13 protein-coding genes are annotated in these 13,350 nt (G+C 67.2%); 3 read left to right on the top strand and 10 right to left on the bottom strand.

Annotation, left to right across the window (positions count from 1 at the left end):
* Positions 1-161 precede the first annotated feature (161 nt).
* Complete coding sequence (locus tag AC07M8_RS09295) at positions 162-1,970, bottom strand: sensor domain-containing diguanylate cyclase (RefSeq protein WP_495174057.1); 1,809 nt, start codon at positions 1,968-1,970, stop codon at positions 162-164.
* A gap of 236 nt (positions 1,971-2,206) precedes the next feature.
* Positions 2,207-3,424 carry an alginate export family protein gene (locus tag AC07M8_RS09290; RefSeq protein ID WP_495174056.1) on the bottom strand — a complete coding sequence of 406 codons (1,218 nt, stop codon included), beginning with the start codon at positions 3,422-3,424 and terminating at the stop codon, positions 2,207-2,209.
* A 249-nt stretch (positions 3,425-3,673) separates the two neighbouring features.
* Between AC07M8_RS09290 and AC07M8_RS09285 the strand changes: the two genes are divergently transcribed.
* The gene (locus tag AC07M8_RS09285) at positions 3,674-6,340 is read left to right on the top strand and encodes a TonB-dependent receptor (RefSeq protein WP_495174055.1); all 2,667 of its coding nucleotides are present in this window, start codon (positions 3,674-3,676) and stop codon (positions 6,338-6,340) included.
* A gap of 43 nt (positions 6,341-6,383) precedes the next feature.
* Here the strand turns inward: AC07M8_RS09285 and AC07M8_RS09280 are convergent, their stop codons facing one another.
* The 3 genes from AC07M8_RS09280 to AC07M8_RS09270 form a co-directional block, all read right to left on the bottom strand.
* Entirely contained in the window at positions 6,384-6,764 is a 381-nt protein-coding gene (locus AC07M8_RS09280) for a lysozyme inhibitor LprI family protein (protein WP_495174054.1), read from the bottom strand.
* Positions 6,765-6,893: 129 nt separating this feature from the next.
* The gene (locus AC07M8_RS09275; RefSeq protein ID WP_495174053.1) at positions 6,894-7,112 is read right to left on the bottom strand and encodes a hypothetical protein; all 219 of its coding nucleotides are present in this window, start codon (positions 7,110-7,112) and stop codon (positions 6,894-6,896) included.
* A 104-nt stretch (positions 7,113-7,216) separates the two neighbouring features.
* Complete coding sequence (locus tag AC07M8_RS09270) at positions 7,217-7,540, bottom strand: DUF3253 domain-containing protein (protein ID WP_495174052.1); 324 nt, start codon at positions 7,538-7,540, stop codon at positions 7,217-7,219.
* A gap of 132 nt (positions 7,541-7,672) precedes the next feature.
* On the opposite strand from AC07M8_RS09270, the gene AC07M8_RS09265 reads away from it, so the two are divergent.
* Positions 7,673-8,347 carry a UPF0149 family protein gene (locus tag AC07M8_RS09265; protein WP_495174051.1) on the top strand — a complete coding sequence of 225 codons (675 nt, stop codon included), beginning with the start codon at positions 7,673-7,675 and terminating at the stop codon, positions 8,345-8,347.
* Entirely contained in the window at positions 8,344-9,342 is a 999-nt protein-coding gene (gene rsgA / locus AC07M8_RS09260; RefSeq protein WP_495174050.1) for a ribosome small subunit-dependent GTPase A, read from the top strand. Before AC07M8_RS09265 ends, rsgA begins: the two co-directional genes overlap by 4 nt.
* 90 nt (positions 9,343-9,432) lie before the next feature.
* On the opposite strand, the gene AC07M8_RS09255 is transcribed toward rsgA, so the two are convergent.
* The 5 genes from AC07M8_RS09255 to AC07M8_RS09235 all read right to left on the bottom strand — a co-directional run bounded on the left by AC07M8_RS09255 (position 9,433) and on the right by AC07M8_RS09235 (position 13,182).
* Positions 9,433-9,813, bottom strand: a complete 381-nt coding sequence (locus tag AC07M8_RS09255; RefSeq protein ID WP_495174049.1) for a hypothetical protein — start codon at positions 9,811-9,813, stop codon at positions 9,433-9,435.
* A gap of 87 nt (positions 9,814-9,900) precedes the next feature.
* Positions 9,901-10,506, bottom strand: coding sequence for a class I SAM-dependent methyltransferase (locus tag AC07M8_RS09250; RefSeq protein ID WP_495174048.1), 606 nt, complete (start codon positions 10,504-10,506; stop codon positions 9,901-9,903).
* Positions 10,503-11,156, bottom strand: coding sequence for a PIG-L deacetylase family protein (locus AC07M8_RS09245; RefSeq protein ID WP_495174047.1), 654 nt, complete (start codon positions 11,154-11,156; stop codon positions 10,503-10,505). The genes AC07M8_RS09250 and AC07M8_RS09245 overlap by 4 nt, the downstream gene beginning before the upstream one ends.
* The gene (locus tag AC07M8_RS09240; RefSeq protein ID WP_495174046.1) at positions 11,153-12,139 is read right to left on the bottom strand and encodes an acyl-CoA dehydrogenase; all 987 of its coding nucleotides are present in this window, start codon (positions 12,137-12,139) and stop codon (positions 11,153-11,155) included. The genes AC07M8_RS09245 and AC07M8_RS09240 overlap by 4 nt, the downstream gene beginning before the upstream one ends.
* On the bottom strand, positions 12,136-13,182 hold the full coding sequence (locus AC07M8_RS09235; RefSeq protein ID WP_495174045.1) for a glycosyltransferase: 1,047 nt from the start codon (positions 13,180-13,182) through the stop codon (positions 12,136-12,138). The genes AC07M8_RS09240 and AC07M8_RS09235 overlap by 4 nt, the downstream gene beginning before the upstream one ends.
* Positions 13,183-13,350: the final 168 nt, after the last annotated feature.

Genomic DNA, 13,350 nt, shown 5'->3' with positions numbered 1-13,350 from the left:
CTAAGTTGCTCAAAAATCCCGGCAAATGGCGAAGAAGTATATAATCTATGATATAGGCTATCGGCGATGGATCGACCCATCACAGGGAGGACCTTGGTTCATCCTGCACAAGGATGGCGTTGATCCGCCATCGCCCAGGTCATGGAGCAGCCACGCGGCGATTATCGGCTGGCCGCGATCCGTTGGCTCGCGCGCGTTACGGCGGTGAACACCCGGTTGCGACCGGCGCGTTTGGCCCGCAGCAGCGCCGCATCCGCGGTTTGCACCAAGGTTTGCCAATCGGTGTGGAGCGGCGCGCAGGCGAGGCCGATCGACACTGTCACCGGGCCAAGGTCCTGGCCCTCGTGCTGGACGCGAAGATCGGCGATACCCTTCCTCAGTTCTTCGGCGCGCGTCACCCCAGCCTCGGCTTCCATGCCGGGCAGCAGCATCAGGAATTCCTCGCCGCCATAGCGGAACACCAGATTGGCGTCGCGGACGGCATCCTTGAGGGTCTTGCCGACCATCCGGAGCACCTCGTCACCCGCTTCATGGCCGTGCTCGTCGTTGAAGTGCTTGAAATGATCGACGTCGATCATCGCACAACATACCGACGTTCCGAGCCGCTCGGCGTCCGCCAGTTCGCGGGTCAGCACCTCGTCCAGCTGCCGGCGATTGGCGAGCGTGGTCAGCGGGTCTGCCATCGCCAACGCCCGCAGCGCATCGCGCAGGCGCAGATTGTCGAGCGCCAGGCCGATGTTCTCGGCCAGCATCTGGAGGTAGCGATCGTTCGGTTCGCCGCCGGTGCCGGTCACCCGCCCCTCGAAGTAGAGCAGGCCCAGCGATCCGTGCTGCCCGGTGAGGGGCAGGCAGAGGCTTTCGGCGCCGCCCGGCACGCAGACATGCCCGCATGGCACGTCGAAGCTTTCCAGTGACGGGCGATGCAGCGAGCCGCGGCGCAATCCCCAGCAGGCCAGTGGCGTGAACTCATCGGCGGAATGCACTGGCCCCAGCCAGGAGCAGCCCTCGACCATCACGTTGCGGGTGTGATCGAGGAGGTACAGCCGGCCGGCGAGGTGCGGCATCACCTGAGGCCCGAAACCGCGCACCACCTGGATGAGCTCGGCCACAGTGTCGCAGCTCTGCAGCCGTTGCGTCATGCGCGACAGCAGATCGCGGATCAGCCGGTCGGCGTCGCGCTCGCGCTCGAGCCGCTGGCGCTCGATCCCGTTCTCGCGGAAGACGCGCAGCGCCTGCGCCATGTCGCCGATCTCGTCGACCTGATCGTAGACATAGGGCTCGGCATCGTAATCCTGCGCGGCAAGGCGGCTCACCACGTCGCTGAGCTTGACCACCGGATGCAGCACGCGCCGCCGGAAGACGAAGAACAGCACGAAGAGGAACAGCAGGCCGGTGGCGCCGAGCATGATCTCGGATGTGGTGCGCCACAGCTTGGCCGTGCGTTCGGCCGCGCGCAGCTCGTCCTGCGTCCGCTGGTCGAGCCGATACTGGAAGCGCTCCACGGCGGCGCGCGAGCGATCGAGTTCGCGCTCATATTCGGGGGCGAACAGGATGCGTCGCGCGCTGGCCCCGTCGCCGCGGCGGTGGGCCTCCACCGCCTGTCGCTGCTGCGCCTGCAGCGCGTCCGCCCAGCGTAGCGCTTGCTGCAGGTTGCGCAGTTCGTCGGGCGAGGCACCGGCATCCTGGATGTGCAGGGTCCGCGCTTCGACCGGGCGCAGCGTCGCGATTCCGCGCTGGTAGTTCAGCAGATCGGCGGCGTCGCCGCTGATGACGAACTGGCGGGCGGCCTCGCTCGACGCGACCACCTCGTCCTCGACCGTCGCGGTGGCCCGATCGAGCGCATAACGCCGGGCGACGGCGGCCCGTTCGTTCTGTTCGGCGGATGCCGCCAGCAGCATCGTCGTCCCGGCCGCGAGGGTCAGCGCGACCGTCGCCCCGTAAGCCCAATTGGTGATCGTCGCCAATCGCATGGCGGGGTGTTAACAGATGAAGGGATATCAGGCGGTTAATGCGGCCGGCAACCGCGGTAACGGCGCGCGTCGATGTATCCCATGCCATCAGCGCGGTCCGCTGGTCCAGCTGGCGCATTCGGCGAAGACACGGGCGACCTGACGGCGGTTTCGCGCAGATCTGAGACCGGCGCGAGCGGGGGCAGGGGCGCCATCTGTGCCCGTGCCGTCGCTCGTGGCCGATCGTCAGCTTCGGCCTACAGGCTGAACTCGGCGGTCAGCCACAATTTGTCGGTATCCGCGGCGAACCGGTCGGCATCGTAATGGGCGTAGCGCGCCGAGACGGTGTAGCGGTCGATCTTCGCCGCGGCGAGCAGGTCGATCTCATTGCCATAATGGGTGTCGCCGCGGTCGCTGTCGAACCGATGATAGGTTGCGGTCAGCGCGACGTCGCGGACCAGGCCCTGCCGCTTCCAGTCCGAGCCGAGCGTGCCATAGGCATCGCGGATGCCGTTGGCCGGCGTGGTCGTGAACTTGTCGTTCCAGCCCTGAAATTTGAACAAGGAGGCGAGCGGCGTCTGGAAGCTCGTCAGCGCGACGCCGCCGGCACCACGACGGTCGGCGCCGAGCACCTCATAGCCGCCGGTGGCGCTGAGTGCCTTGCGGCTCAGCGCCACCTCGCCGAGGTAATAATCGGCGGAATAGTCGTTGGGGTTGCGATGATAGTCGCTCTGCCGCGCGAAGCTGCCGGTATAGGCGAGCTTGATCCCGGCACCGAGCGGCTGGCTGCCGGCGAAGCGGCCGCCATAGGTCTGGCTCGACAGGCGAAAGCCTTGGACGGCGGCCTCGTCCTGATCGACAATGTAGGTGAAGCCGGTCAGCGTGCCGATCGGCGTCTCATAGCCGAGCAGACCGAAGAAGTTGTTCCCCGACACCGCCTGTTGGCGCGTGCCGGTGCCGTTGATGCCGTTGATCGTGCGATCGCTCCACGCATAGGTGATGTCGGCGGTCAGATGCTTGATGCCCTTCCACTGGACGCGCACCGCATCGAAGGTCTGCTGGTTCTGGCGAAAGCTCGCCGAGCCGACGAAGCGCTGGTCGGCGAGCTCGAGCAGCTGGCGGCCGACGGTGACGCTGCCGGCGGGCACGGCATAGCGCAGCTGGGCCCGGTTGAGCTCGATGTTCTGCGGATCGGCGATCAGCGGATCGCGGGTGCGGCCGTTGAGGCCGTCGTTATAGCCATTGTCGATGCCGAGTGTCGCCTCACTCTCGATCAACGCGGAGAACGGGCCGTCGGATGCCTGCACGCCCGAGCGGATGCGCATGGTGACCGCCTGCGAGCGGTCCGGCAGATCGTCCTGGTCGACCCCCTCCGCGCGCAGCCGTGCATCGAGCAGCGGTTTGAGTGTCACGTCCTGCGCACTCGCCGTATCGGCAATCCCGGCGGCGCATGCCAGCGCGATCCAGATTTTCATCGTCCTCCTTCAACCATCGTCTTATCAAGCTTTGTTGCCATGGATCAGCGGCAGTTCTCAATCCATGCCGCATCGTCGGTAACGTCTGGCTACCGGTTGACTCAATTGGTACCGCACACTGGATCGGCTGGCTGCGGGGCCGCAACAATGCGTCCCCTTGTAACGGATACGTAACGTAAACGTCGCCGCGTCGAAACTTCGGCAACCTAGGAGCCCCCCAACGGCGTCAACGCCGGGGGGAGATCCATTATGTCACGCTATTCACGCCTGTTGCAGGCGACGCTACCGCTTACCCTTGTCGCCTTGGGCATGGCGCAGCCCGCCTGCGCACAGACCAATGCCAGCGCATCCACCGCCGGCGAGCAGACGCCTGACGCCGCCCCCGGCACAGATGGCGATATCGTCGTCACCGGCTCCTATGCCGAGAGCCTGGCGGCAGCGACCGAGACCAAGCGCCAGGCGGCGTTCGGGGTCGACGCGATCAACGCGACCGACATCGGCAAATTTCCGGCGCAGAACGTTGCGGAGGCGCTGCAGCTGGTTCCGGGCGTCGCCATCACCCGGCCGCGCGGCGAGGGGCTGTACGTCAGCGTGCGCGGGCTCGGGCCGCAGTTCCAAAGCACGCTGCTCAACGGCCGCCCGGTCGCGATCAACGACCTGATCGAGAATGGCGGCGCCAATGGCCGCCAGTTCCGCTTCGAGATGCTGCCCGCCGAGTTCGTGTCGCAGATCGACGTGGTCAAGACGCCGACCTCGGACATGACCGAGGGCGCGCTCGGCGGCAACATCGACGTCCACACCTTCCGCCCGCTCGAGGTGGGCAACAAGACCACGCTCAACCTGCGCGGCACCTACACGACGCTCACCGACAAGGTGAAGCCCAACGCCACGGCGTTGACCAGCGCCAAGAATGACGACGGCACCTTCGGCATCCTCGCCGCCGCGCAATATTGGGGCAAGGAGGTGCGCAATGACCGCTCGTACAACACCGGCTGGTATATCGCGCCGGTGTTCGCCTCGACGCTCGGCGCCGGCTTCTACACGCCGGGCCGCACCCGCCCGACCGTCGAGACGGAGGACCGCAAGCGGCTGTCAGGCATGATCTCGGCGCAGTGGCGGCCAAGCCCCGAGCTCGAGACGACGCTCGATGTGCTCGCGACCAGGCTCGACGTCGCCTATGATGAATTCGGCCTCGACATCTATCCAGACGATACCAGTGTCGCCGGCCACCGGCCAACGCTGGTGCCGGGATCGGTCAAGCTCGACGGCAACACCGTGGTCGCCGCGACGATCAATGACGTGCGCTTCATGGGCACCCGCGAATACAGCCTCAACCGCCACGATCTGATCACCATCGGCCTCAAGCAGGCGTGGAACCCCGAAGGCTGGCACGTCGTCGCCAACGCCAACTGGTCCTATGCGCACAGCTTCCACCCGAGCTATGCCGAGGGCACGGTGCGCAGCCGCATCCAGTTCTTCGCGCCGCTCACCTATGACGCCTCGGGCGGCTACAAGGTGTTGCCGACGATCTCGACCCCCACCAACGTGCTCGATCCGGCCAATTACACCCTCTATCCGTTCAACATCGCGCCCAAGAACAGCAAGGATTGGGACCGCTACGTGCGGCTCGATGTCGATCACCAGATGGACGGCTTCATCACCAAGCTGAGTGCGGGCGGCGAATACCATTGGCGCAAGCGCGATTACCGGCGCCGCGACTTTACCGTCACCCCGGCGGCGGGCACCACGCTGAACGGCTTCGCGCCCAACGGCTATGAGCAGATCCCGTTCGACGATTTCCTGTCGGGCGTGGGCGGCAACTATCCGCGGACCTGGATCGTGCCGATCACCGACGTGTTCTACGACAAATTGTTCACCGATGCGATCGCCAACGCGCCGCTCGCGGCCGGCGACATGCGCGCCTCCTACGTCGTCACCGAGAAAACCGCGGGCGGCTATGTCCGCGCCGATTATGCCTTCCCGCTCGGCAGCGTCGCGGTCACCGGCAATGTCGGCGTCCGCTATGTGCACACCGACCAGGTGGCGAGCGGCACCCTGACGACGGGCAGCGTGCCCACCCCGGTCAGCTATCCGCAGACCTTCAGCGACTGGCTGCCGAGCTTCAACCTGCGCGCCGAGCTGACCCATGACCTGGTCGGCCGCCTTGCCGCCAGCCGCGTGCTGACCCGCCCCAACGTCACCCAGAGCGCGCCACAGATCAGTGTCTCCACCGACCAGCCCACCGCAAGCGGCGGCAACCCGGCGCTGCAGCCGTTCCTCGCCACCCAATTCGACGGCTCGCTCGAATGGTATTTCAACCGCTCCGGCTCGTTGACCGGCGCGTTGTTCTACAAGGCGATGGACGATTACATTACCGCGCAGAACATCAACATCGAGATCCCCGGTCGTGGCACGGTGCTGCTCAGCACCCAGGTCAACGGCGGCAGTGCCAAGGTTTATGGCGCCGAGGCCGCATACAACCAGGTGTTCAGCTTTCTGCCGGCGCCGTTTGACGGGCTTGGCTTCCAGGCATCTTATACCCACACCTCCGTGGAGGCGGATTACACGGCGGGCGCGCGTCCGATCAAGGATCAGCTGATCGGCCTGTCGAAGAACAGCTTCAACGTGGTCGGCTTCTACGACAAGGGACCGCTGTCGGCGCGGATCTCCTACACCTGGCGCGACAAATATCTCACCGGGATCGGCAGCACTACCCAGGTGCCGACCTATATGGCAGCGTTTGGTTCGCTCGACGGCAACCTGTCGATCCGCGCTACCGAACAGCTGACCTTCAGCGTCGAAGCAATCAACATCGCCAATGCCAATACCTACAGCTACAATGACAAGGAGCTGCAGTTCGGCGAGATCAACAATTACGGCCGCACCATCCTGTTCGGCGTGCGCGCGCAGTTCTGATGATCGCGGCGGCGGCGGATCGGACGTCCGCCGCCGCCTGGGTCTAGAAGCGGATCATGCTTTCCAGCTCGTTGGCGCGGGCTGCCGTCTTCATGACAAGGCAGCCGCTGTTGATCGTCTCCTGATCGACCTTGCACTCATAGTCCCGCGCCTTCAGCCACGAACGTTGGGCATCGCGAAGCGCGATGCGCTTCTGCGGCTGGCTCGCCAGCTGCTTCATGACCTGCTGGTAGGATTTGTTCAGCCGCGCATCCTGCGACGCCATCTCGGATTGGGCGCAGATACCCTCCTGGACGGTGTTGCCATGCGCCCGTGCCGCACAAGCAGTGAACCGATCGGACAAGCCGCTCGGCGCGACCTGAGCCGACACGGGGCCGCCCGCAAAGGCCAACATGGCTGCGCTCGCCACAATCTTCCAATCCATCAGACATCACCCTGCTGCATGATCGTTGGCGCAGGGTAGCGAGGGGAGGGAGAGCTTGTCCACACTGGCGGCGTCGATACGGACGACGGCGCCACCCGGTGTGCTTCGCCGGCGTGCGGCCGGACGGGATTATCTGTGCTGCTGCGCCGCCTTCTGCGCGCGGGCCTGCTTGGCGTAGTGATGATGCGCGACGACGCAGCCGGCGGCCGCACCCATCACCGCATGGCCTTTGCCGACATAATGGCCCGCCACGCCGCCCGCGGCCGCGCCGCGGATGCAGCCCTTGGCCAGCGCCGGCGATGCGGTCGCAATCATCAGGGGAAGGGCCAGGAGGGGAAGCAGACGCATGGAATATCCTCGGGTACAAATTCGGTAGGTTCATAGCGACGCGCGATCGGCGATGTTCCATGACGATCCGTTCATGACCGGCGGAAGGACCCCGATCGCTGTGCCTAGCCTCCTGGGCCACGACTGATACGATACGGTCCGGCTCGCGCGGCAAGCGGCGTGCCCTTCCAGCTCAGTGTCACCAGCCCCTCGTCCACCAGCCGGTCGATCGCGGCGTGAACCGCGGGCATCGCCTCGCGCCATGAGGGCGCCGTCGGCGTCGCGGCGGCCAATGCTCTCGCCACCTCGCTGGGGCAGACGGTCGCCGCAGGTGCGCGGCGGGCGAGGAGCGCAAGCGTTTCGCTGCGGGCATCGCCGGCCGACGGGCGAGGCTCGGTGTCGGGATCGGGATCGGGGTCGACGGCTCCGGCGCTGCCATTTGCGATCATGCCATGCTACTCACCTGCCATGCTAATTCCATGGGCCATACCACGCGCGGTAGATAGCGAAGATTCCGGCGACGGCGCACCTGTTTTGGCCGGCGCTACATACGTGGCGCCGATGCCGACGGGCGCGGTCGCATGAGGCAGCTGCCCTCGCGGTTGCGCCGGCTGGACGGTGCGCTCGCCGATCTCCCGCTCGAAGAGCCGATGCTGCTCACCGAGCTCGATGGCTTCCTCACCGGCATCCTCGTCTCGCCCGAGCCGATCCTGCCGGTCGAGTGGCTGACGAGCGTGTGGGGCGCCGACGATGGCGGGGTGCCGCCCTTCGACGATCCGCTCGATGTGCAATGGTTCGCCGATGCGGTGCTCGCGCGGTACGGCGAGATCGCGCGCGATCTTGGCCGGGGCAAGCCGCAGCCGATCTTCGACGTCGACGAACGTAATGGCGACCTGTTGTGGGAACTGTGGGTCGACGGCTTTGCCGAGGCCATGGAATTGCGCCCGGAGCTGTGGGATGCCTGGGCCGAGGGTGATGATGCGGACGCCGCCGATGCGCTGTCGCGGCTGTCGATGCTGATCGCCATAGCCCGCGAGGAGAGCGCGCTCGACAGTATGGAGATTAACACGCTCGACGAGCGGGCGCCGGCCGAGCTCGCCGATGTCGTGCTGCGGCTGTACGTCGCGCGCCAGCGTGAAGGCGGAATGGCGTCGGTGGCGCCGGCTGGCGAAAGCGCGTCGAAGATCGGCCGCAACGACCCGTGCCGCTGCGGGTCGGGCAAGAAAGCCAAGCGTTGCTGCGGCACGACCTCATGAGATCCTCCAACGACATGTTGGCGGCGCTCGGCTGGACCGCTCATTTCAGCCAGCAGCTCTCCGCCGACGAGGCCCTCCACCATCATCCCGTGCGGGTCATGGCGGTCCATCGCGGCAAGATCGCCGTTGCCGGCGCGGACGGGCAGCGCCTGATCGATCCCCATATTCCCGGTGCCGGGCCGTCGGGCGATCATCCGACGGTGGGCGATTGGCTGCTGATCGATGGCGGTACGCTGCAACCGCTGCGGGTGCTCACGCGGATGAACCTGTTCAAGCGGCGCTCGCCGGCCGATCCGCGTACCGAGCAGATGATCGCCGCCAATGTCGACACGGTGTTCATCGTCGCCTCGTGTAACCAGGATTTCAGCGTCGCGCGGCTGGAGCGCTATCTGGTGCTCGCGCGCGAGGTAGGCGTGCCGTCGGTCGTGGTCCTCACCAAGGCCGATCTGACCGACAGTGCCGAGACGTTCGCTGCAGCCGCACGCGCGATCGAGGCCAATTTGGTGGTCGAAACCGTCAACGGCCGCGACCCCGCCGACGTCATCCGCCTCGCCTCCTGGTGCGCCCCCGGCCAAACCGTCGCTTTTTTGGGCTCGTCGGGGGTCGGTAAGTCGACGCTCGTCAACACGCTGCGAGGCTCGGACAGCATCGCCACCCAGGCGGTCCGGGACCATGACGATACCGGCCGGCACACCACGACGGTACGCGAGATGCACCGCCTCGAGCATGGCGGCTGGTTGCTCGACCTGCCCGGCATGCGCGAATTGCAGCTGGCCGAGGCAGCGACGGGCATTGCCGAGGTGTTCGACGACTTCATCCTGATGGCGCAGGACTGCCGTTTCTCGAATTGTGCGCACGGCGCGGAGCCGGGTTGCGCAGTCCAGGCAGGGATCGCGGCAGGCTTGCTGACCTCGGCGCGGTTCGAGCGCTGGCGCAAGCTTGCCGCCGAGGAGAATGGCGGCCCGCCAAAATGGCCGAAGCGGCGATCCCGCTAGCAGGCGTCGCCTCGATCAATCCGGCAGGCGCATTCATGCAGTTCGCAGGCAGGCGGCCGGACGGTCAGCTGAACCGCCCGGCCGTGCGCATCACTTCTTCTTGCGCGCCCGCTTCGGCGCCGCAGCGGCGGCGGTATCCTCTTCCTCGTCCGGCTGATCCTCGCCGGCCTCGGTCAGCGCCTCGCCAAGCGCCTTCAGCTTGTCCTGCGACTTGTCGGCCTTGTCGGCGATCTTGGTGGTGGCGACGCCGAGACGGTGGAGCAGGGCGTGGACGCGATCCTCATCGGGCGTGTCCTTTTCCAGCTGCTTGCGCAGCGACCCGAGGTCGCGAAGGATTCCCTTGGCGCCCGGTACGTCGACATCGGCCAGCGCGGCTTCCCAATCTTCCACCATGTCGGCGCCCTTGGCAGGCTTGGTCTCTTCCAGCCCGCGATTGATCGCGTTCATCGTTCCGGCAAACTTGATGGCCATCAAAATCATCCTCTCGCTTGGGATAAATCCCGTGCTGCGAACGAGTTGTCATGAGGATGGGTCCGCCTGCGCGTCATTAAAGCTGCCTTACCGGCCGCCCTGGCCCGAGCTGCGGTCGGAGACCTTCACCGCGACGATCACCGCCCAGCGGCGGGATGCTCTTACCGATCGTATCCGCCACGCTGCGCCCGTCAGGCGCAGGAACCGCTCTTGGATGCCGCGCGCATGCTGCGCGAAGTCGTAGAAATCGATCCGATGGTGGGCGAGCACCAGTCGCCCGGCAGGGCGCAGCGCAGCCGCGACATCGGCGGCGACGCGGGCCATGTCGGCCGGCGACAGGTAATAAAGCAGCTCCGCGATGATCACCGCATCGTACCGCGGACGTGGCAGCGGTGCGGGTAGCGCCAGCCGGATCGCGCGCGCGCCATCACAGCCGGCGATCGCCTCAGCGGTGAGGCGGGTGCCTTCTTCCGTGCCTTCGGTTGCGTCTAGGCGCAGCGCCCGCGGCGCAATCGCCCGGCTGTTCGAGCCATTGCCGCTGGCGAGCTCGAGCACGCGGCCGATTGGCCCCGGGCCCAGGGCATGGAGGATAGCTCCGCGTTTGACGGCTTCGTCGCGGTTGGTGAAGGTTCCCCACGGGTCGCCGCTATCGGCGAACTTGTCGGCAAAGCCAGCAAGGCCGATCGCCTTCACCGCCGCCACTCGACGAAGGTCTCAACCGGGTGGGCAAAGGCGGCGAGCTCATGGCGAGCGATGGCGAAACCATTCGGATCATCGGTGATCGCGCCAAGCTGGGTGCGATGCAGCCGGATCAGCGAGCGCTTGGCCGCATGGCCGCCGCGCATCGCGATCGTTCCCTCCCGCCCGCCCAGGCCGGCGCGGGGCGGCCAGACCTGATAGGCGAGGCGCCGCGCGGTGCCGAACCCGCCCGCCAGCGCAGCGGCGACGACGCGATGATCGGGATGCGCGTCGCTCGGGGCCGGCCCGACGATCAGATCGACGCCCTTGGCCAAGCCGACCGCGCGTCGCACGCGGCGACGGCATCGATCGGATTGCTGCGGCAGCGCTCCGTCTGGCAACCCGAGGAAGCGGACATCGCCAGCAGGTACGGCGAGCCGGCGCAGCGCGATCAGGCTTTCGCGCCGTCGTGCCGCGATCAGCCGCTGGCGCGGCCATTGTCGACTGGCGGGATGCGAGGCCGCACCGTCGCTGACCACCACCACCGTCACTCGCGTGCCATGCGACCTGAGGGCGGCGATCAGCGCCGCGGCGCCGATTACCTCGTCATCGGGATGCGGTGCGACGATCACCGCATGCCGCACGCCGGTGAGGCGCAGCCTCACAGCGACGGCACCAGCAGGCCGTCCTTGACCGCGCGGCCGACCCGCAGCCGCTGGGCATCCGGCACGGGTTGCCGCAAATACACCGACAGGTCGGTAAGCAGCGCCGCCAGCGGGTGATCGACGAAATGGCCGGCTAGCCCAACGGCGTGCTGGGCAAGCGCGATGGCGCGTTCGGCTATATCGGTCACGGCGATGCGCGCCGCAGCCACCCGTGCCAGCCGCTCCTCGCCGTCGGTGTCGAACCAGGCGACGGCAGCGCGCCGCACGACAGCGGCGGCGGCATCAGCGAGCCAGAATAGTTCGGCGAGGCGGGTGGCCTGAAACGGATCGTCGGCCCGCCCGGCGGCGACGAGATGGTCACGCGCCTGATCGCACAGCCCGGCGGTTCCGCCGGCGTGCACCGCCACGAAGCGCAGCGCGCCGCCGCTGAAGAACGGTTCGCGGGCGTAGACATCCGGCTCGCCGATGATGTCATCATCGGCAATTGCGGCATCCGACCAGCGGACCTGATGCGTCTCGGAGCGCTGCATCCCCGTGGTCCGCCACCAACCGCGATCGATCGCGGGGGGCGTGCTCGCCAGATCGGCGAGGATAAGCCGCGTGCCGGCGTCATCGCGGGCGGTCACCAGCGCATGCGTCACCACCCCCGCGCCCGATGCGTAGCTCTTGCCACCGCGCAATCGGCCGCCTTCGAGCAGCAGCGGTTCGTCTGGCAATGCCGCGTTCCAGACCCCGAGCCTCGCCCCGCCGGCGAGCGCCTGGCGCAATCGACCGACTTGCGCGGTGCTGCCATAGCGCTGGACGATCTGAACGGCGTCCACATGGCCCTCCAGCAAGCGGCCGAGCGGCAGGTCTCGCCGGCCCATGGCGTACAGTGGCGCCAGAATTGCCAGGCTCTCCGCCGCGTCCTGCGGGTCGCGCGCAGGCGCTCGATCCCAGCCCGTGCCGGCGATGGCGGCGGTAAGCTGGTCTGCCATGGTCATGCTGCGACCTCGCTCCAGCCGGCTTCGAGCGCGGCGAGCGCTTCTTCCGCGACGGCTAGGCTGACGGTGCCGGGGGCGATCGGCGAGGCAGGCACGATCCGCATCGCGAAGGCTTCCGCGTTCGGGCAGTCGCGGGCGACGCCGAGGACATGGTCGGCCGTTAGGCCCAATCGCCGGCCGAGATCGGCGCGGACGTCGAGTTGCGGGATTGCCGCGAACGCCTGTCGGGCTGCGGCATGGCCCTGCCATTGCCAGGCGGCCGCTTGGGGATGCGCGACTATCGGCAGGCGGCCGGCATCAAGCGCGAGCAAGGCGCTCGCCAGGCCGTGGATGGCGCGGCCGGTGCGCCGTGACGAGGTGTCGACCACCATCGCGCCATCGCGGCGCACGCGAAACCCTGCGCGCGCCGCGTCGTCGAGCAGCGCCGCGTCCTCGCCCGAGTGCAACGGCGCGAAACCGCCGAGCGCGCGGTAGACGGAGGCACGGATCGCCATGTTGGCGCCGCCGGTGAAATGATGCGTGCTGCGTGCTTCCCAGGGCACGGGATCGATCAGGCGGCGGTAAAGGTGCAGTCGATCATAATAGCGCTCGATCCGCGACTGGTCGGGATCGGCCGCGCCATCGAGTCGGACGATCCGGCCGGCGACCACATCCGCAACCTGCAGGGCGGCGGCGCCCGCCTCGATCCAGTCGGGGCGAGGGCGACTGTCGGCATCGGTGGTGAACAACGCCCCCTCGGCGCCGCCGAGCACGGCCAGTCCCATTGCCATCGCCGCCCGCCGGGCAGCGCCGGCATTGGCATCCCCGCAGGTTTCCGCGGCCGCGACGATCAGTGGAAAGGGGGAGGCCGCGGCGGCACGATCGAGGATGGCGTGGCTGCCATCGTCGCAGCCGTCGAGATGGATGCACACCGTCAGCCGCCCTGCCGTGACGGTGAGTGCAGACAGGGCATCGAGCATCACCGGCAGCGCCTGTTCCTCGTTCCTGGCCGGAACGCAAATGATGACCGGCAGGGTGTCGGGCAGGGCTCGTCTCCAGTTCAACCGGCTTGGTGCCGGATGCGATGGTCGCTCCGGTGCCATCGGCACCCGGGTCGTCATCGCTATCGCATGTTGTCGCCGTGGTCAGCCGGAAGTTGGAAGGTCTTCGGAAAGTTTATCCGGGGTGGTGCAGGTGAGCCTGTGTTATGGATGGTGATGCAATAAGTTCCC

Source organism: Sphingomonas sp. GW821-FHT09E03, from assembly GCF_059416225.1.
This window is presented reverse-complemented; position numbering and strand designations above follow the sequence as displayed.

Bases quoted from the DNA above. Each gene is read 5' to 3' on its own strand.
- AC07M8_RS09280 (WP_495174054.1), bottom strand. From the start codon at position 6,764: ATGGATTGGAAGATTGTGGCGAGCGCAGCCATGTTGGCCTTTGCGGGC.
- AC07M8_RS09290 (WP_495174056.1), bottom strand. From the start codon at position 3,424: ATGAAAATCTGGATCGCGCTGGCATGCGCCGCCGGGATTGCCGATACG.
- AC07M8_RS09255 (WP_495174049.1), bottom strand. From the start codon at position 9,813: ATGGCCATCAAGTTTGCCGGAACGATGAACGCGATCAATCGCGGGCTG.
- AC07M8_RS09270 (WP_495174052.1), bottom strand. From the start codon at position 7,540: ATGATCGCAAATGGCAGCGCCGGAGCCGTCGACCCCGATCCCGATCCC.
- AC07M8_RS09295 (WP_495174057.1), bottom strand. From the start codon at position 1,970: ATGCGATTGGCGACGATCACCAATTGGGCTTACGGGGCGACGGTCGCG.
- AC07M8_RS09275 (WP_495174053.1), bottom strand. From the start codon at position 7,112: ATGCGTCTGCTTCCCCTCCTGGCCCTTCCCCTGATGATTGCGACCGCA.
- AC07M8_RS09265 (WP_495174051.1), top strand. From the start codon at position 7,673: ATGAGGCAGCTGCCCTCGCGGTTGCGCCGGCTGGACGGTGCGCTCGCC.
- rsgA (WP_495174050.1), top strand. From the start codon at position 8,344: ATGAGATCCTCCAACGACATGTTGGCGGCGCTCGGCTGGACCGCTCAT.
- AC07M8_RS09285 (WP_495174055.1), top strand. From the start codon at position 3,674: ATGTCACGCTATTCACGCCTGTTGCAGGCGACGCTACCGCTTACCCTT.
- AC07M8_RS09240 (WP_495174046.1), bottom strand. From the start codon at position 12,139: ATGACCATGGCAGACCAGCTTACCGCCGCCATCGCCGGCACGGGCTGG.